Raw genomic sequence first — 18502 nt, 5'->3', positions numbered from 1 at the left:
GTGGAACTGCTGTACGGACCGATCCGGGACTACGCCTGGGGGTCACGCTCGGCGATCGCGATGTTGCAGGGGCGGCCGGTGCCCAGCGCCGGCCCGGAGGCGGAGCTGTGGCTGGGCGCCCACCCGGGCGCCCCGGCCAGCGTGGACCGGGCCGGCCTGCGGACGAGCCTCTGCGACCTGGTACGCGACGAGCCGGGGCGGTGGCTCGGCCAGCGGGTCTCGGATCGGTTCGGCAGCCGGCTGCCGTTCCTGCTCAAGGTGCTCGCCGCCGACGCTCCGCTGAGCCTGCAGGCCCACCCGGACGCCGAGCAGGCCCGGGCGGGCTACGCGGCGGAGGCGGGGCGCCCGCCGGAGGAACGCAACTACTCCGACCCGCACCACAAGCCGGAGTTGCTGGTGGCGCTCACTGCGTTCGAGGCGCTGTGCGGGTTCCGGGATCCGACCGAGTCGGGGGCGGCGCTCGCCGCGTTCGGCGTACCGGCGTTGGCGCCGGTGGTCGCCGCGTTGCGGGCCGGGCCGGCGGGGCTGCGGACGGCGGTGCGGACGCTGCTCGGTTGGCCGCTCGCCGAGCGCGACGAGTTGCTGGCCTCCGTGGTGGCGTCGTCGGCCGACGGCCCGGACGCGGAGCTGGCCCGCCGGCTGGCCGTGGCGTACCCGGGGGATCCGGGCGTGCTGGTCGCGCTGCTGCTGCACCACCTGCGGCTGGCGCCGGGGGAGGCGATCTGGATGCCGGCCGGCAACCTGCACGCCTACCTGAGCGGCTGCGGCGTGGAGATCATGGCGGCGAGCGACAACGTGTTGCGCGGCGGGCTGACCCCGAAACGGGTCGACGTCGACGAACTGCTGCGGGTGCTGCGCTTCGAGGTGCTCGACGATCCGGTGCGGACCGCGGAGCCGGTCGGGCCGGGGGTGGACTGCTGGCCGGTGCCGGTGGAGGACTTCGCGCTCCACCGGGTGCGGGTGGGAGCGGCGGTTCCCTCGGTCACGTTGCCGCTGCCCGGCCCCCGTGTGGTGCTCTGCGGTGCCGGTTCGGTGACCGTGGACGACGGGGCCGGCGCGCTGACGCTCGCCTCGGGCCAGGCCGCGATCGGGACCGCGGACGGCGAGCCGCTGCGGATCAGCGGTGACGGTGAGGCGTACGTGGCCACCACGGGACTGCGCTGACGCTGCCCACCGCCACGACACAAGTCCGACTTTCCCGGAATAGCTTGACGCTGTCTTGGCTGAGTGTGACTCTATGAGTACGCAGCGTTATCGCGACGACGGTCCGACAACGTGCGGGGAACCAAACCGGGGGGATGCACGGGGCGGGCGGCAGTGGACGGAGCTTTCGTCCACCACCGACCGCCCCGTGCGCTGTCCGCAGACCGTCCCCGGGCTGCCCGTCGCCGGCGCGCGTAAGGTGGAGGGTCGGCGCAGACATCGTTCGACAGGAGCTTTCATGACCAGCACCCTCCCGGCGTCCGCCAGCGGTACGCCGTCCGAGGCCCGGCCGAGCACGCTCGCCGACGGCGACTACAAGGTGGCGGATCTGTCGCTCGCCGAGTTCGGGCGCAAGGAGATTCAGCTCGCCGAGCACGAGATGCCCGGCCTGATGTCGATCCGTCGGGAGTTCGCCGAGGCGCAGCCACTCGCCGGCGCGCGGATCACCGGCTCGCTGCACATGACCATCCAGACCGCCGTCCTGATCGAGACGCTGGTCGCCCTCGGCGCGCAGGTGCGCTGGGCGTCCTGCAACATCTTCTCCACCCAGGACCACGCCGCCGCCGCGATCGTCGTCGGCCCGGACGGCACCCCGGACGCCCCCGCCGGCGTCCCGGTGTACGCGTGGAAGGGCGAGACCCTGCCGGAGTACTGGTGGTGCACCGAGCAGGTGCTCACCTGGCCGGACGGGCAGGGCCCCAACATGATCCTCGACGACGGCGGCGACGCCACCCTGCTGGTGCACAAGGGCGCCGAGTTCGAGAAGGCCGGGGTCGTTCCGCCGGTCGAGTCGGCGGACTCCGAGGAGTACGCGGTCATCCTCGAGCTGCTGCACCGCTCGCTCGCCGAGGACGGCCAGCGCTGGACGCGGATCGCCTCCGGCATCAAGGGCGTCACCGAGGAGACCACGACGGGCGTGCACCGGCTCTACGAGATGCACCGGGCCGGCACGCTGCTCTTCCCGGCGATCAACGTCAACGACTCGGTGACGAAGAGCAAGTTCGACAACAAGTACGGCTGCCGGCACTCCCTGATCGACGGCATCAACCGGGCCACCGACGTGCTGATCGGCGGCAAGATGGCCGTCGTGATGGGCTACGGCGACGTGGGCAAGGGCTGCGCCGAGTCGCTTCGCGGCCAGGGCGCCCGGGTCGTGGTGACCGAGGTCGACCCGATCTGCGCTCTCCAGGCGGCGATGGACGGCTACCAGGTGGCCACCCTGGACGACGTGGTCGAGCAGGCGGACATCTTCATCACCGCCACCGGCTGCTTCAACGTCATCACCAACGAGCACATGGCCCGGATGAAGCACCAGGCCATCGTCGGCAACATCGGCCACTTCGACAACGAGATCGACATGGCCGGCCTGGCCAAGCGCTCCGACGTCGAGCGGGTCAACATCAAGCCGCAGGTCGACCTGTGGCGCTTCGCCGACGGGCACGCCATCATCGTGCTCTCGGAGGGCCGCCTGCTGAACCTGGGCAACGCCACCGGGCACCCGAGCTTCGTGATGTCGAACTCGTTCTCCAACCAGACGATCGCGCAGATCGAGCTGTTCACCAAGACCGAGGAGTACCCGATCGGCGTCTACGTGCTGCCCAAGCACCTGGACGAGAAGGTGGCCCGGCTGCACCTGGGCGCGCTCGGCGCCAAGCTGAGCACGCTGACCAAGGAGCAGGCCTCCTACCTCGGCGTCTCCACCGAGGGTCCGTTCAAGCCGGACCACTACCGCTACTGATCGGCGTTTCCGGACCGGGTCGGCTGTTCGCAGCCGGCCCGGTTCGTCGTTCCCGCGCCCGGCGCGGGTGGGCCGCCGCGGTGGGTCAACCCGAGCGGGGGCCGCGGCGGGCGGGGCGGAACCAGGTCCAGACGCACCAGACCAGCCAGCCGAGCGACACGACGGTGGCCAGTGCGCGCAGGCGCAGCGCGCTGAGCAGCAGCACCACGGCCAGCACCGTCAGCCACGGCAGGAATCCCCTCACGGCGGGGATCCTTCCACAGCGGGACGGCGCCGGCCGATCCTCGACCGACGCACGGCCGGTGACCTTGTCATGAACGACTTGACGGGGCCTCTGAACTGGAGGAAGGTATGGCTGCCCTAAGTTAGCTGAGCCGTACCTAATGATCTCGGAGCTCGGATGTTCGCCACCTACCTGATCGGCCTGCGGGAGGGTCTGGAAGCCACCCTGGTGGTCAGCATCCTGGTCGCCTTCCTGGTCAAGTCGCAGCGTCGGGACCGGTTGCCCCAGGTCTGGGCGGGCGTCGGCCTGGCCGTGGCGCTGTCGGTGCTCTTCGGCTGGCTGATCGAGTACACGTCGAGTTCGCTGCTGGCCCGCTCCGAGGACCGCGAGTTGTTCGAGGCGATCACCTCGGTCGCCGCCGTGGTCTTCGTCACCTGGATGATTTTCTGGATGCGCCGGGCCGCGCGCACCATCGCCGGCGAGCTGCGGGGCAGGCTCACCGAGGCGCTGGCCGTCGGGTCCCTCGCGGTCGCCGGGATGGCCTTCCTCGCGGTGATCCGGGAGGGCCTGGAGACCGCGCTGATCTTCTACTCCGCCGCCCAGGGCGCGGCCGGCGACAGCGGGCCGCTGCTCGCGCTGGTCGGTGGCATCGCCACCGCGGTCGCGCTCGGGGTGCTGCTGTACGCGAGCGCCCTGCGGATCAACCTGACCAAGTTCTTCACCTGGACCGGCGCGCTGCTGATCCTGGTCGCCGCCGGGATCCTCAAGTACGGCGTGCACGACTTCCAGGAGGCCGGCGTCCTGCCCGGCCTGAACAATTTGGCCTTCGACATCACCGGCACGCTCGACCCCAGCACCTGGTACGCCGCGCTGCTCGCCGGGATGTTCAACGTGACCCCCGCGCCGACCGTGCTGGAGACGATCGCCTGGATCGGGTACGCCGTGCCGGTCCTCCTGCTCTTCCTGCGCCCCACCCGCCGTACGCCGGCACCCGTCGCGGCGCCGGCCGGGGCTCCGAGCGGGACGGCCCCGACGAGCGACAGCGCCACCACCACCGTCCCCGAGCGCGGGGCCGACACCGGCACCGGGGCCGAGGCGGCGTCCACGCCGCAGCGCGCCTGACCCCACGAGGAGAGACAGCTCAGATGCGTACCACCCGATTCTTCGCGCTGGCCGCTGCCGGCGTGCTGGCCACGACCGGTGTCGCCGCCTGCTCCGACTCCGAGAAGGATGACGCGGCGGGGGCCGGCGGCCCGATCGTGGTCAAGGCCAGCGACACCGCCTGCGAGGTCGGCACCACCGACCTCGGCGCCGGAACCGCCACCTTCAAGATCACCAATTCGGGTGCGAAGGTGACGGAGTTCTACGTGTACGCCTCCGGCGACCGGGTGATGGGCGAGGTGGAGAACATCGCCCCCGGTCTGAGCCGCGAGCTGCACGTGGAACTGCCGGCCGGCACGTACGAGACGGCCTGCAAGCCGGGGATGAGCGGCAAGGGCATCCGGGGCGCGCTCAAGGTCAGCGGGTCGGCCGAGCCGCTGACCGCCGACGCCGCGCTCGCCGGCGCGACCGACAACTACCAGCGCTACGTCAAGAGCCAGACCGGCGCGCTGCTGGAGAAGACCGAGGAGTTCGTCACCGCGGTCAAGGCCGGCGACGTGGCGAAGGCCAAGGCGCTCTTCCCGGTCGCCCGCACCTACTGGGAGCGGATCGAGCCGGTGGCCGAGATCTTCGGCGACCTCGACCCCAAGATCGATGGCCGCGAGGAGGTCATCGAGGAGGGGATGGAGTTCACCGGCTTCCACCGGATCGAGAAGGACCTCTGGCAGTCCGGTGACATCAGCAAGGACGGCCCGATCGCCGACCGGCTGCTGGTCGACGTCAAGGAGATCGTGGCCAAGGCCAACGCCGAGAAGCTCTCGCCGCTCCAGCTCGCGAACGGCGCCAAGGAACTGCTCGACGAGGTGGCCAGCGGCAAGATCACCGGCGAGGAGGACCGCTACTCGCACACCGACCTGTGGGACTTCGCGGCCAACCTGGAAGGTTCCAAGGCCGCCGTGTCCGCCCTCCGGCCGGCGCTTGAGCAGCGCTCGCCGGAGCTGGTCAAGCAGCTCGACACCGAGTTCGCCAACGTCGAGGCGCTGCTCGGCAAGCACCGTGACGGCGACGGGTGGAAGCTGCACACCGCGTTGAGCAAGGCTGAGCTCAAGGAGCTCTCCGACGGCATCAACGCGCTCGCCGAGCCGATCAGCAAGGTCGCCGCAGTCGTCGCACGGTGACCGGACGTCAGGGGGAGTCGAGTCGATGAGCGGGAGCAGGTTGACCCGACGACGGGCGATAACGCTCGCCGGCGCCGGGGTGGCCGGGGTCGCCGGGGTGGCGGCGGGTGCGGGCGCGCTGATCAACGGCTCCCGTGACCCGGCCGCGGCCAGCGACCACCCGGCGGGTGCGGTGCCGTTCCACGGTGAGCACCAGGCCGGCATCGTCACCCCGGCCCAGGACCGGCTGCACTTCGTCGCCTTCGACGTGATCACCAAGGACCGGGCCCGGCTGGTCGAGCTGCTCCAGGAGTGGACGGCCGCCGCCGCCCGGATGACCGCCGGGCGCGACGCCGGGGTGCTCGGCGCGGTCGGCGGGATGCCCGAGGCCCCGCCGGACGACACCGGCGAGGCGCTCGGCCTGCCCCCGTCGCAGCTCACCCTGACCATCGGCTTCGGCCCGACGCTGTTCCGCGACGCCGACGGGCGGGACCGGTTCGGCATCGCCGACCGGCGCCCGGCCGCCCTGGCCGAGTTGCCGAAGTTCCCCGGCGACGCGTTGCAGCCGCAGCTCTCCGGCGGCGACCTCTGCGTGCAGGCGTGCGCCAACGACCCCCAGGTGGCGGTGCACGCGATCCGCAACCTGGCCCGGCTCGGCATGGGCGTGGTGAGTGTCCGCTGGTCGCAGCTCGGCTTCGGCCGTACCTCGTCGACCTCCCGTGACCAGGCCACGGCGCGCAACCTGTTCGGCTTCAAGGACGGCACGGCCAACCTCAAGGCCGAGGAGACCGACCTGCTGCGCGACCAGTTGTGGGTGCAGCCGGGCGACGGGCCGGACTGGATGACCGGCGGCTCGTACCTGGTCACCCGCAAGATCCGCATGCTCGTGGAGACGTGGGACCGCACCTCGCTCGCCGAGCAGGAGGAGATCGTCGGTCGGACCAAGGGCAGCGGTGCCCCGCTGGGCCGGACCGACGAGTTCGACGAGCCGGACTTCGACGCGCGCGGTGACGACGGGCAGCCGTTGATTGCCGAGCACGCCCACGTCACGCTGGCCCACCCGAGCCGGAACAACGGCGCCCACCTGCTGCGTCGGGGCTACAACTTCGTCGACGGTTCCGACGGCCTCGGCCGGCTCGACGCGGGCCTGTTCTTCATCGCGTACCAGCGGGACCCGCGCCGGCAGTTCGTGCCGATCCAGACGCGGCTGGCCCGGCACGACGTGATGAACGAGTACCTGCGGCACGTCTCCAGCGGCCTGTTCGCCTGTCCGCCGGGCGTGCGTGACGGCGGGGACCACTGGGGCCGGACGCTCTTCGGCTGATGGCCGTCCGGGACGGCGCGACCGGCCGAAGCGGCGGTGGCGCTGGTCGGCCCCGAGGGGGGATCATGGAGGTGGCCGGGCCACGATCCGCCGGGCCCCGCACCAGGTGGCGCCGCCGCGCTGGTCGCGGACACGCTGCCGGCGGCGCAATCCGTTACCGGGTGACGCCGGTCCCACCGAACTGAACGGGGATGCAATATTAATCCCATGAGAGCCCGGGTACTGGTGGTCGACGACGACCCCGCACTCGCCGAGATGCTCGGCATCGTGCTGCGCAGTGAGGGCTTCCTGCCCTCTTTCGTGGCCGATGGTGAGCGCGCGCTGGCGGCGTTTCGCGACAGTCGTCCCGATATCGTCCTGCTCGACCTGATGCTGCCCGGAATGAGCGGCATCGACGTGGCCCGGTCGATCCGGGCCGAGTCCGGCGTGCCGATCGTCATGCTGACCGCCAAGAGCGACACCGTCGACGTGGTGCTCGGCCTCGAGTCCGGCGCCGACGACTACGTGGTCAAGCCGTTCAAGCCCAAGGAGCTGGTCGCCCGGATGCGGGCCCGGCTGCGCCGGGGCGAGGACGTGGCACCGGAGATGCTGACCATCGGGCCGCCCGGCAACCAGATCACCATCGACGTGCCCGCGCACACCGTCAGCCGTAACGGCGAGGAGGTGAAGCTGACGCCGCTGGAGTTCGACCTGCTGGTCGCGCTCGCCCGCAAGCCGCGTCAGGTCTTCACCCGCGAGGTGCTGCTGGAGCAGGTCTGGGGCTACCGGCACGCGGCCGACACCCGGCTGGTCAACGTGCACGTGCAGCGTCTGCGCGCCAAGATCGAGCCGGACCCGGAGCGCCCGGAAATCATCCTCACCGTGCGGGGCGTGGGCTATAAGGCGGGGACCGGATAGCCTGGTCACACTGTGTCGACCTCCCCGCCCTCGCACCCCTTGACGACGGCTGTGCGCCGCCCCGGCGCCGGCTGGGAGTTCTGGCGTGCGCTGAGCGGGCGGGCCGCCCGGGTCGCGGCCCGGGTGCACCAGACCTGGCGCCGCTCGCTCCAGGTCCGGGTGGTGACCATCACCCTGGTCGCCTCCAGCCTGCTGGTCGGCGGTTTCGCGTACCTGATCGCTGACAAGATCACCACAATCCTGCTCGACAACGCCCGCACCGACGTCCGGCTCCGTGTGAACAGCGGCGCCGGCTACGCGGCCAAGCAGGTCTCCCTCTACGGCCAGCCGCAGGAGGCGCAGCTCCAGGAGACCATCGAGGGCACGGTCAACTACCTGGCCGGCGGTGACCCCGAGCAGATCAGCGGTGTGGTGGTGGCCATCACCGCCGACGGGTACCCGAACGCGATCCAGACCCGGACGGCCCCGGCGGCGAACGTCCAGCCGCTGATCAGCAGGGAGCTGCGATCGGCGGTCGGCAGCGGCAAGGTGGCCAGCCAGATCCGCACCGGCCGGCTGACCGGGAAGCCCACGAAGTATCTGGTCTACGGCTCGCCGGTGCCCACCCGGTTCGGCCAGATCGAGCTCTACTACCTGGTGCCGCTGACCCGGCAGGACGTGACCGCCGCCGACGCCCGAGCCACCGTGGTGGCCACCGGGGTCGCCCTGGTGATCCTGCTCGGCCTGCTCGCGGCCCTGGTCACCCGGCTGGTCGTCAACCCGGTCCGGGTCGCCGCGCGGACCGCCCAGCGGCTCTCCGCCGGCCTGCTCGACCAGCGGATGGTGGTCAACGGCGAGGACGACCTCGCGCTGCTCGCCGCGTCGTTCAACCAGATGGCGACCAACCTGCAACGGCAGATCCTCCGCCTGGAGGAGATGTCCCGGTTGCAGCGCCGGTTCACCTCGGACGTCTCGCACGAGCTGCGCACCCCGCTGACCACCGTGCGGATGGCCGCCGACCTGATCTTCGCCGAGCGCGACGAGTTCGACCCGGCGGTGGCCCGCAGCGCCGAGCTGCTCCAGGCCGAGCTGGACCGGTTCGAGGAGCTGCTCACCGACCTGCTGGAGATCAGTCGGTTCGACGCGGGCTTCGCCATGCTGGACGCCGAGCCGACCGACCTGGTGCCCGTGGTGCACCGGGTGGTCGACCGGCTCGCCGGCCTCGCGGAGCGGGTGGGCGTCCCCATCGAGCTGGACCTGCCGGGCACGCCGGTGATCGCCGAGGTCGACCCGCGCCGGGTCGAGCGGGTGCTGCGCAACCTGGTCGGCAACGCCGTCGAGCACGGCGAGGCCCGCCCGGTGCTGATCACCCTCGGCATCGACGAGACCGCCGTCGCCATCACCGTCCGCGACCACGGGGTGGGGCTCAAGGTGGGCGAGGAGAAGTTGGTGTTCAACCGGTTCTGGCGGGCCGACCCGTCCCGGGCCCGGCAGACCGGTGGCACCGGGCTGGGCCTGTCGATCAGCCTGGAGGACGCCCGGCTGCACGGTGGCTGGTTGGAGGCGTGGGGCGCGCCCGGGCAGGGCGCGCAGTTCCGGCTCACCCTGCCGGCCCGCGCCGGCGACCGGCTCACCACCTCGCCGCTGCGGCTGGTGCCCGCCGACGCCGCGCTGCCGTTCGGCGGCCCCCGCGACGGCGGCCCGCTGGCCATCGGGCCCGGCACCGGCGGAGCGCTGCCCATCGGCCCGGCGTCGGCCGGGGACGGGCAGCGGGCGGAGGTGCGCACATGAGGCGGCAGGCTCTGCTCGGTGCGCTGAGCGCCGTTCTGCTGCTGGGCGCCGGATGCGGCATCCCGGCCTCGTCGGACGTGCGGGTGGACGGCAAGGCCGGCACCGCGACAGGGGCCGGCTCGGGCAACGGCCGCCGCAGTGATCCGCCGACGCGTACGGCGAGCGGCAGCGACACCGAGGCGTTCGTGCGCAACTTCCTGTCGGCCGCCGCCGGCGAACCGGACCGGGCCTACGAGCGCGTCAAGCTGTTCATCGCGCCGGAGCACCAGTCCCGGTTGCAGGAGAAGAAGGGCAGCGAGGTCGCGCTGACCGTGGTCCGGCTGCGCGAGGCGGTCTTCACCGGCAACAGCGACTCGACCACCACGGTCAGGATCAAGGTCCAGCAGCTCGGCCAGCTGCGGACCGACGGCACGCTGGCGCCGCCGGAGGCGACCGAGACGGGGTACGAGTTCCGCCTGCGCAGCGCGTCGCTCGGCGGTGGCGGCGACGACGAGCGCGCCGGCCTGTACGTCCTCGACCCGCCGAACGTGCTGCTGCTCAGCGACGCGGCCCTCCAGCTGTACTACCAGGACGAGTTGATCTACTTCTGGAACTCCGACCGCAGCCGGCTGGTGCCCGACCAGCGTTACCTGCCTTTCGCCGTGCCGGACGAGCGGCGGGTCAACGAGGTGGTGAAATGGCTGGTCGGTGGTCCGTCCGACTGGTTGCGCCCCGGCGTCGTCGGGCTGCCGGACCGCACCGAGATGATCAACAACGCCACCGGCGCGAACAACCGGTGGGAGGTCAACCTGGACATGTCCGGTGACGACCAGAACCGGATCGACCAGCTGATCACGCAGCTCGCGTGGTCGCTGGGCGACCTGCAGGGCGAGCTGGAGCTGAAGATCCGCAACAACTCGCAGCCCGTGCTTGATCTGAGCCAACGCCGCGCGTCCCAGCGGCTCTACCCGATCAACGAGGGCCCGCAGCGGTTCGGCGTGTACGAGGGCGCCATCCGCCCGCTCGACTTCCCCGGCGAGCCCGGCGGCGTGGTTCCGCTGACGCCCGAGGTCAACCGCAACATCGTCTCCGCCGGCCTCGCGCGGACCGACGGCAGAGTCCTCGCCGCGATGGTGGTGACCGGCGGCAGCAAGGGTCGGCAGCGGCTCGCGGTGGGCACCGGCGGCGATCCGGACGCCGCGCTCAACCGGAGCGGGGCCGACTACGCGTCGATCAGCCGTCCGGTCTGGCTGCGCACGGTCGGCTCCCGGCCCGGCCGGGGCCTCGTGGTGGCCGACAGCCGGCTCTACCGCTTCGACGAGGGCGCCCGCATGTACCAGGTGCCCCTCAACCTGCCCACCGCCGAGGTCACCGCGGTGTCCGCGTCGCTGGACGGCCAGCGGGTCGCGCTGATCGCCGGAGGCCGGCTCTACGTGGCGGCGGTCAACCTGGACGGCGGCGGTGTCTCCATCGGCCCGCCCCGGCCGCTGGTCACCTCGCTGACCGGCCTCAGCGCGGTGGACTGGGGCAGCGAGGACCGGCTGGTGGTGGCCGGGTCGGCCGGTCAACCGGCGATCTACGAGGTCAGTGTCGACGGCGCCCTGGAGACGCCGCTGAAGACCGACGTGGGCGCCAAGGTCAACCACCTGACGGCGTACCCCACCAACCGCAGTGTGTCCCTGCCCAACGGGGCATTCGGAGCATTCATGTACGAGGCGAACGGGGTGGCCTACCGCAGCAGCCCGTTCGAACGGATCGACGTCGAGCGGGTGCGGGACATCACCGCGTCGGCCGGGGCCCGTCCGAGCAACCCGTCGGCCCCGTTCTTCCTCTACTGACGCCGTGCGCGGGCTCTGGGCGGACCTCGGGGACCTGGTGCTGCCCGCCGACTGCGCGGGCTGTCGGGAGCGTCGGTCCGGCCTGCGGCAGGGGGTCTGCCCGACCTGCGTGACGGCCCTGGAGGCGCTGCGTCCCCGGTCGGTGCGTCCCACTCCCGCCCCGCCGGGTCTGCCGCCCTGCGTCGCTCTCGGAGCGTACGCCGGCCCGCTGCGTGAGGCGCTGCTGGCGTACAAGGAGCACGGCCGCCACGGGCTGGCCCGCCCGCTCGGGGCGCTGCTCGCCGAGGTCGTCGCGGAGGCGGTCGGGCGGGCACGTCCGCTGGCGCTGGTGCCGGTCCCGGACACCGCGGCGGCGGCCCGGGCCCGCTACGGCGATCACCTGGACCGGCTGGCCCGGCACTGTGCGGCGCGGCTGAGCCGGGCGGGCTGGCGGGTCCGGGTGCACCGGCCGCTGCGCGCGTCGCCGCGGCCGGACTCGGTGACGTTGGACAGCGCGGGCCGGGCGGCGGCGGCCGAGGCGGCCTTCCGGCCCCGGCGGGGCGCGACGGACGGGGGCGGCGCCGCGGGCGAGGCGACGGTGGTGGTGTTGCTGGACGACATCGTCACCACCGGGGTCACCCTGGCGGCAGCCGCCCGTGTGCTGGCCGCGACGGGGCGACCGCCGAGTGTGGCCGCGGTGCTCGCGGCGACCGAGAAAAGACGGCCTTCGTAACCGTTCGTGTTTCCGTTTCACCCGTTGGTGTATGAGGTGTGAAAAACCCTGGGCGGTCTTGGCAACATGGGGTGACTGCCGGCCAGACAGGAGTTAGCGTTTCGCTGTCGGGGGTAGGAGGTTTTTCCACCCGCCCCCGGCGGTGAGAGGAGGCGTAGCCGCACTGACCGGTCGACGCCAGCGGGCTCCCCCACGGCGCGCGACCGGGTAACCGGATCGAAGACCGTCCGAACAAGGGAGGTCACGTGGACATCGTGGTCAAGGGCCGAAACGTCGAAGTGCCGGACCATTACCGGGTACACGTAGCCGAGAAACTCGCAAAGATCGAACGCTACGATCACAAACTCATTCGTGTCGATGTCGAGCTGTTTCACGAGCGCAATCCGCGCCAAGCAGACCACTGCCAGCGGGTGGAGATCACCTGCGTTTCCCGCGGCCCGGTGATCCGGGCTGAGGCCTGCACGAACGACTTCTACAGCGCGCTCGACGCGGCCATCGCGAAGCTCGACACCCGCCTGCGCCGCGCGGCTGACCGCCGCCGCGTCCACCGGGGTCGGCACGCGCCGATCTCCGTCGCCGCCGCCACCGCCGGCCTGCCGGTCGCGGACCTGGTGGCCGCCCCGCTGAGCGCGCCCGGTGACGGCGCCCGCGCCGGCACCGCCGTCGCCGAGCGGGTCGAGGACGAGTACGACCAGCCATGGCACATCGCCCGGGAGAAGGTGCACCCGGCGGAACCGATGACCATCGACGACGCGCTGTTCGAGATGGAACTGGTCGGCCACGACTTCTACCTGTTCCAGGACAAGGAGTCCGGGCGCCCCAGCGTCGTCTACCGTCGCCACGCCTACGACTACGGCATCATCTCCCTCGCCACCTGACCCGGGCCCGACCCGCGTCGATCATGGAGTTGTGGTGGGGTGTGAAGGCCGCGAAACAGTGCGGACCACCCACCACAACTCCATGAACCACGTCACCTGAGTTCGGCGGGTAGCAGGGCGAAGGTCAGGTCGTCGAGACGGGTGCCGGCCAGTCCGGGGAGGCGGGCACGTTGCAGGGCCTCCCGCTGGAAGCCGACCCGCTCCAGCACGCGGTGCGAGGCGGTGTTCTCCGGCACGGTGCCCGCGATCAGGCGGGCGATGCCGACCGGCCCGAACGCCCAGCCGGCCAGCAGCCGGACCGCCCGGGTGGCGTACCCCCGGCCCCGCCACTCGGGCAGCAACGCGTAGCCCAGTGACGCCTCAGCGCTGGCCACATCCGTGTACGACAGCCCGCAACTGCCCACCGGCTCGCCACTGGCCGCATCGGTGATCAGCAGCCGGGCGATCTCGCCGGTGAGCCACCCGCTCTCCGCCAGCCGGCAGCGCCGCTCGACCGCGGCCCGCTCCGGGGGCACCGGCGGCGCCTGGTTGGCCACCACCTCGGGCCGGCTGTGCAGCCGGTACATCAGCTCCGCGTCGTCGGGGGCGAGCCGACGCAGCGCCACCACCTGATCGGTGAGCACGCCGCCGGGCAGGTCGGGCAGCATCCGGGCGGTGGGGCCGGGCGGGTCGTCGGCGAGGCGTATCCAGGTCAGCAGGTCCTGCCGGCCGCCGTCCCGGCTCGGGCTGGCCGCCCGGCGTACCCCCTCGTACCGGAAGCCGGCGGCCAGCGCGACCCGCTGGCTGGGCCCGTTCTCCGGTTCGGTGAGCAGCTCCAGCCGGACCGTCCCGGTGGCGAACGCGTGCTCGCTCAGCGCGCGGGTGGCCGCGCCGGCCACCCCACGCCCGCGCGCCGCCGGCACCACCCAGTAGCCGATCTCGGCCTGACCCCGGTCGGGCACCGGATTGTTCAACCCGATCCCGCCGAGCAGCCGGTCGGTGGCCGGGTCCGCGACCGCGTACGCCGCGCCACCCCCGGTCCAGGCCGCCGGGGCGCCCGACTCGATCCACCAGCGGGCGTCGGTCTCGGTGTACGGCGTGGGCAGGTTCGGCAGGAACCGCTGGGTGACCGGGTCCGCGCAGCCGGCGACCACGTCGGCGACGTCCCCCGCTCGGAACGGGCGCAGCCGTACCCCGTGCGCGTCGACGACCTGCCGCGGCGTCACGTCAGGTCCTCGGCGAGCAGCGCGGCCACCCAGGCGTCGATCCGCTCACCGCGATGCTGGAGCCCGCCGCGGGCGGTTCCCTCGAACGCGAAGCCCACCTTCTCGGCCACCCGGCGGGAGGCGTTGTTGCCCACGTTCGCCTTCCACTCGATCCGGGCCAGGCCCAGCGTGGTGAAGCCCCAGGCGCTCAGCGCGGCGAGCGCGGCCGGCATGTAGCCCCGGCCACGGGCCGCCGGGGCGGTCATGAAGCCGACGTCGGCCAGCAGGGGATCCGCGGGGGAGACCCGCAGGTCGATCGAGCCGGCGTACCGGTCGTCCGGGTCGGCGATCACGTAACAGGCGGCGTCCCCCCGGGCCCAGGCGTCCCGGCTGAAGCCCTGGTACCACTGCGCGTCGGCGTGCTCGTACGGGTCCGGCACGGTGGTCCAGCGGATGGTCTCCGGATTGCGGCAGGTCTCCACCACGGCGTCCAGGTCCTGCTCCTCCATCGGCCGCAGCCGCAGCTCGCCGGCCCCGGCGGTGGCGAACAGGGTGGGCTGCGGACGGCCGAAGACCGCGGCCCGCCGGGCGGCCAGGGTGCCGGTCGCCGCCGGCCCGGTCGACCCCGCGGCGGGCACCTCGCCGGGCAGCAGCGACCCGATCCAGCCGTCCGCGCGGCCCTCCGGCGCCGGGTCGGCCAGCCGCAGCCGGCCGTCGATCCGGAACCCGGCGCGGAGCGCGACCAGCCGGGAGGCGTGGTTTCCCACCTCGGCCTGCCAGAGCAGCCGGCGCAGCCCGAGCGTGTCGAAGGACCAGCGGGCCACCGCCCGGACCGCCCGCACGGTCACGCCCCGTCCGCGCGCCCAGGGCGCCGTCCAGTAGCCGATCTCGCCGTCGCCGTCGCCGTCGATGGTGACCAGCCCGCACGAGCCCAGGAGGTCGCCGCTGGCCGGGTCGCAGACCGCGAACGGGGCGCCGGTGCCCTCCGCCCAGGCTCGTCGGCTCAGGTCGGTGACGAATCCGTGGGCGTGTTCCGGCAGGTATGGGCGAGGTACGGTGGTCCAACGCTGAATGTCCCGGTCCTGGCACGCACGGTGCACCGCGTCGGCGTCCGTGCCCCGCCAGGGCCGCAGCAGCAGGCCGTCCTCGATGATCTCCACAGGCTCCACCCGTGCCATCGTGCCGGACCGTTCGCCCACGGCGTAACTGGATAACCTCCGGTACCCACCCGCCGCGCGAGTTATGTCGGGTTCGGCGGGGCGGACCACTGCTACCACTGACCATCGCGCCGATGGAGCGCCTACGATGGTTCGAGACTGTCTAGGGGAGCGTTGATCCGTGTCGATTCTGGAAAAGGTCCTTAACGCGGGCGAGGGCCGTATGGTGCGCCGGCTCAAGGCCATCGCCGCCGCCGTCAGCTCGATCGAGGACGACTACGTCAACCTCACCGACGAGGAGCTGCGCGGCATGACCGAGCAGTTCCGGGAGCGGCTCGACGAGGGTGAGACCCTCGACGACCTGCTGCCGGAGGCGTTCGCGGTGGCCCGCGAGGCGTCCGCCCGGGTGCTCGGCCAGCGCCCGTACGACGTCCAGGTGATGGGTGGCGCGGCGCTGCACTTCGGCAACATCGCCGAGATGAAGACCGGTGAGGGCAAGACGCTGACCTCGGTCATGGCCGTCTACCTCAACGCGCTCTCCGGCAAGGGCGTCCACGTGATCACGGTCAACGACTACCTCGCCCAGCGTGACGCGGCGTGGATGGGCCGGGTGCACGAGTTCCTGGGGCTGACCGTCGGCGTGGTGCTGCCCAACCGGCCGGCCAGCGAGCACAAGGCCGCGTACGAGTGCGACATCACCTACGGCACCAACAACGAGTTCGGCTTCGACTACCTGCGCGACAACATGGCCTGGTCGAAGGAGGAGCTGGTCCAGCGGGGCCACAACTTCGCGGTGGTCGACGAGGTCGACTCGATCCTCATCGACGAGGCGCGCACCCCGCTGATCATCTCCGGCCCGGCCGAGCACTCGGCCCGCTGGTACGGCGAGTTCGCCGGCGTGGTGGCGCGGCTCCAGCCCGGCACCGACGGCGAGGGCGACTACGAGGTCGACCACTCCAAGCGCACCATCGCGGTCACCGAGCGCGGCGTCGCCAAGGTCGAGGACCGGCTCGGCATCGACAACCTCTACGAGTCGGTGAACACCCCGCTGGTCGGTTACCTCAACAACGCGATCAAGGCCAAGGAGCTCTACAAGCGCGACAAGGACTACATCGTCAGCGACGGTGAGGTCCTGATCGTCGACGAGTTCACCGGTCGCATCCTGCACGGCCGCCGCTACAACGAGGGCATGCACCAGGCGATCGAGGCCAAGGAGGGGGTGGAGATCAAGCAGGAGAACCAGACCCTGGCCACCATCACCCTCCAGAACTACTTCCGCCTCTACGAGAAGCTGTCCGGGATGACCGGTACGGCGCAGACCGAGGCGAGCGAGTTCAACAAGGTCTACAAGGTGGGCGTGGTCACCATCCCGACCCACCGTCCGATGGTCCGCGAGGACCGTCCCGACGTGATCTACAAGACCGAGAAGGCCAAGTTCAACGCGGTCATCGAGGACATCGCCGAGCGGCACCAGATGGGCCAGCCCGTGCTGGTCGGCACCGTCTCGGTGGAAAACTCCGAGATCCTCTCCCAGCTGCTGCGCCGGCGGGGCATCCCGCACAACGTGCTGAACGCCAAGTTCCACGCCCGCGAGGCCGAGATCGTCGCCCAGGCCGGGCGCAAGGGCGCGGTCACCGTTGCCACCAACATGGCCGGCCGCGGCACCGACATCCTGCTCGGCGGCAACGCCGAGTTCCTCGCCGCTAACGAGCTCCGCCAGCGCGGTCTCGACCCGCTGGAGAACGAGGAGGAGTACGCCAAGGCGATGGAGGAGGTCCTGCCCCAGTGGAAGCAGGCCTGCGACGCCGAGGCGGACGAGGTGGCCGCCGCCGGTGGCCTCTACGTGCTGGGCACCGAGCGGCACGAGTCCCGCCGCATCGACAACCAGCTGCGCGGGCGTGCCGGCCGGCAGGGTGACCCGGGCGAGTCCCGCTTCTACCTGTCCCTGCAGGACGAGCTGATGCGGCGCTTCCGGGCCGGCGCGGTCGAGGCGGTGATGGAGCGCTTCAACATCCCGGAGGACGTGCCCATCGAGTCGAAGATGGTCACCCGGCAGATCAAGAGCGCGCAGGCCCAGATCGAGGGCCAGAACGCCGAGATCCGCAAGAACGTGCTCAAGTACGACGAGGTGCTCAACAAGCAGCGCCAGGTCGTCTACGCCGAGCGGCTCCGGGTGCTCAACGGCGAGGACCTCTCCGAGCAGGTCCGCAACATGATCGACGACACGGTCGAGGCGTACGTGCGGGGGGCCACCTCCGACGGCTACGGCGAGGACTGGGACCTCGAGCAGCTCTGGTCCAGCCTCAAGCAGCTCTACCCGGTCGGCGTGACGATCGAGGAGCTGGAGGAGGAGGCCGGCGGCTCCCGTGCCGGGATGGACGCCGACTTCCTGGTCGCGCGGCTCAAGGAGGACGCGAACGCCGCGTACGACCGGCGTGAGGAGCAGCTCGGCGCCGAGGGGGTGCGCCAACTCGAGCGGATGGTGCTGCTCCAGGTGATCGACCGCAAGTGGCGCGAGCACCTCTACGAGATGGACTACCTCCAGGAGGGCATCAACCTCCGGGCGTACGCCCAGCGCGACCCGGTGGTGGAGTACCAGCGCGAGGGCTTCGACATGTTCGCCACCATGATGGACGGCATCAAGGAGGAGACGGTCGGTTTCCTCTACAACGTGGACGTCCAGGTGACCGAGCCGGAGCCCGACGCGGAGTCGGAGGAGGTCACGTTGCTCGACAAGCCGGTGGAGATCCGCGCCAAGGGTCTCAACCGCGCGCCGCAGCGGCAGGGCCTGCAATACTCCGCCCCCACCATCGACGGCGAGTCCAGCCCCGGCGCCGTGGCGGTCGAGCAGGCCGAGCAGCAGGCTCCGGCCCTGGGTGTGGGCCGACCGGCCCCGGGCGCCCCGGCGACGCCGGGACGGACGGCCCCGTCCGCCCCGCAGCGGCCGGCCTCCGGGCTCCGTGGCCCGGCGGTCCCGACGGCCCCCTCCCGACGGCCCGCGCCGAACCAGGCGGAGGCCAGCAACGGGCCGTCCCGCAACGCGCCCTGCCCGTGCGGTTCGGGCCGCAAGTACAAGCGCTGCCACGGCGCCCCCAACGGCGGCAACTGAGCAGCGGCGCCTGAGCGACAGAGCTGACGGGTCCCGGCCGATCTGGCCGGGGCCCGTTCGCTGTCGCCAGCCCTCACCCACCCAGCCGCGCGCCCGCCCGGCAAGGGAGGCCGTGCCCGGCCAGTGGGCCCGGGCCGGTCTGCGTCGTGCCCCGGACCGGGCACGACTCGGACCGGTGTGCTCAGAGGACCTGTAGGGCGGTGCAGAGCCAGCGGCCTCGGCGGTGCTCCAG

At 72.0% G+C, this 18502-nt stretch carries 14 protein-coding genes; 11 read left to right on the top strand and 3 right to left on the bottom strand.

The genetic code is table 11. The features are described from left to right. Positions 1–1164, top strand: a complete 1164-nt coding sequence (gene manA / locus DKT68_RS19165; protein ID WP_109818787.1) for a mannose-6-phosphate isomerase, class I — start codon at positions 1–3, stop codon at positions 1162–1164. Positions 1165–1441: 277 nt separating this feature from the next. Next, complete coding sequence (ahcY, locus tag DKT68_RS19160; RefSeq protein ID WP_109818786.1) at positions 1442–2941, top strand: adenosylhomocysteinase; 1500 nt, start codon at positions 1442–1444, stop codon at positions 2939–2941. Positions 2942–3026: 85 nt separating this feature from the next. Here ahcY and DKT68_RS31510 read toward each other — a convergent pair whose 3' ends face one another. Continuing rightward, positions 3027–3185 carry a hypothetical protein gene (locus DKT68_RS31510; RefSeq protein ID WP_201749102.1) on the bottom strand — a complete coding sequence of 53 codons (159 nt, stop codon included), beginning with the start codon at positions 3183–3185 and terminating at the stop codon, positions 3027–3029. A gap of 156 nt (positions 3186–3341) precedes the next feature. Here DKT68_RS31510 and efeU point away from each other — a divergent pair, with 156 nt between their 5' ends. From efeU to hpf, 8 genes are all read left to right on the top strand, one after another. After that, the gene (efeU, locus tag DKT68_RS19155) at positions 3342–4286 is read left to right on the top strand and encodes an iron uptake transporter permease EfeU (protein WP_236646965.1); all 945 of its coding nucleotides are present in this window, start codon (positions 3342–3344) and stop codon (positions 4284–4286) included. A gap of 23 nt (positions 4287–4309) precedes the next feature. Further along, on the top strand, positions 4310–5443 hold the full coding sequence (efeO, locus tag DKT68_RS19150) for an iron uptake system protein EfeO (RefSeq protein ID WP_109818785.1): 1134 nt from the start codon (positions 4310–4312) through the stop codon (positions 5441–5443). Positions 5444–5468: 25 nt separating this feature from the next. Then, entirely contained in the window at positions 5469–6746 is a 1278-nt protein-coding gene (efeB, locus tag DKT68_RS19145; RefSeq protein WP_109818784.1) for an iron uptake transporter deferrochelatase/peroxidase subunit, read from the top strand. 207 nt (positions 6747–6953) lie between these two features. Further along, entirely contained in the window at positions 6954–7643 is a 690-nt protein-coding gene (mtrA, locus tag DKT68_RS19140; protein WP_109818783.1) for an MtrAB system response regulator MtrA, read from the top strand. 12 nt (positions 7644–7655) lie between these two features. Beyond that, positions 7656–9413 (top strand): MtrAB system histidine kinase MtrB, encoded by a 1758-nt coding sequence (mtrB, locus tag DKT68_RS19135; RefSeq protein WP_109818782.1) that lies wholly within the window; start codon positions 7656–7658, stop codon positions 9411–9413. Then, on the top strand, positions 9410–11230 hold the full coding sequence (locus tag DKT68_RS19130) for an LpqB family beta-propeller domain-containing protein (RefSeq protein WP_109818781.1): 1821 nt from the start codon (positions 9410–9412) through the stop codon (positions 11228–11230). Before mtrB ends, DKT68_RS19130 begins: the two co-directional genes overlap by 4 nt. 4 nt (positions 11231–11234) lie before the next feature. Further along, a complete protein-coding gene (locus tag DKT68_RS19125; protein ID WP_109818780.1) occupies positions 11235–11942 on the top strand; it encodes a ComF family protein in 708 nt (235 codons plus the stop codon). Positions 11943–12187: 245 nt separating this feature from the next. After that, on the top strand, positions 12188–12820 hold the full coding sequence (gene hpf / locus DKT68_RS19120; RefSeq protein ID WP_109818779.1) for a ribosome hibernation-promoting factor, HPF/YfiA family: 633 nt from the start codon (positions 12188–12190) through the stop codon (positions 12818–12820). 92 nt (positions 12821–12912) lie between these two features. On the opposite strand, the gene DKT68_RS19115 is transcribed toward hpf, so the two are convergent. Further along, on the bottom strand, positions 12913–14025 hold the full coding sequence (locus DKT68_RS19115; protein WP_109818778.1) for a GNAT family N-acetyltransferase: 1113 nt from the start codon (positions 14023–14025) through the stop codon (positions 12913–12915). Next, on the bottom strand, positions 14022–15182 hold the full coding sequence (locus tag DKT68_RS19110) for a GNAT family N-acetyltransferase (protein WP_236646967.1): 1161 nt from the start codon (positions 15180–15182) through the stop codon (positions 14022–14024). The genes DKT68_RS19115 and DKT68_RS19110 overlap by 4 nt, the downstream gene beginning before the upstream one ends. A 160-nt stretch (positions 15183–15342) precedes the next feature. On the opposite strand from DKT68_RS19110, the gene secA reads away from it, so the two are divergent. Continuing rightward, a complete protein-coding gene (secA, locus tag DKT68_RS19105; protein ID WP_109818777.1) occupies positions 15343–18270 on the top strand; it encodes a preprotein translocase subunit SecA in 2928 nt (975 codons plus the stop codon). The last annotated feature ends 232 nt before the right edge of the window (positions 18271–18502 follow it).

The sequence above is a fragment of the Micromonospora acroterricola genome (assembly GCF_003172955.1).
GTDB lineage: Bacteria > Actinomycetota > Actinomycetes > Mycobacteriales > Micromonosporaceae > Micromonospora > Micromonospora acroterricola.
Note: the sequence above shows the minus strand (reverse complement) of the source record. Positions and strands in the feature narration are given on the sequence as shown.

What these genes read in the sequence shown, in the direction of transcription:
- ahcY (WP_109818786.1), top strand. Translation starts at nt 1,442, where the DNA reads ATGACCAGCACCCTCCCGGCGTCCGCCAGCGGTACGCCGTCCGAGGCC.
- efeU (WP_236646965.1), top strand. Translation starts at nt 3,342, where the DNA reads ATGTTCGCCACCTACCTGATCGGCCTGCGGGAGGGTCTGGAAGCCACC.
- efeO (WP_109818785.1), top strand. Translation starts at nt 4,310, where the DNA reads ATGCGTACCACCCGATTCTTCGCGCTGGCCGCTGCCGGCGTGCTGGCC.
- efeB (WP_109818784.1), top strand. Translation starts at nt 5,469, where the DNA reads ATGAGCGGGAGCAGGTTGACCCGACGACGGGCGATAACGCTCGCCGGC.
- mtrA (WP_109818783.1), top strand. Translation starts at nt 6,954, where the DNA reads ATGAGAGCCCGGGTACTGGTGGTCGACGACGACCCCGCACTCGCCGAG.
- DKT68_RS19130 (WP_109818781.1), top strand. Translation starts at nt 9,410, where the DNA reads ATGAGGCGGCAGGCTCTGCTCGGTGCGCTGAGCGCCGTTCTGCTGCTG.
- DKT68_RS19110 (WP_236646967.1), bottom strand. Translation starts at nt 15,182, where the DNA reads ATGGCACGGGTGGAGCCTGTGGAGATCATCGAGGACGGCCTGCTGCTG.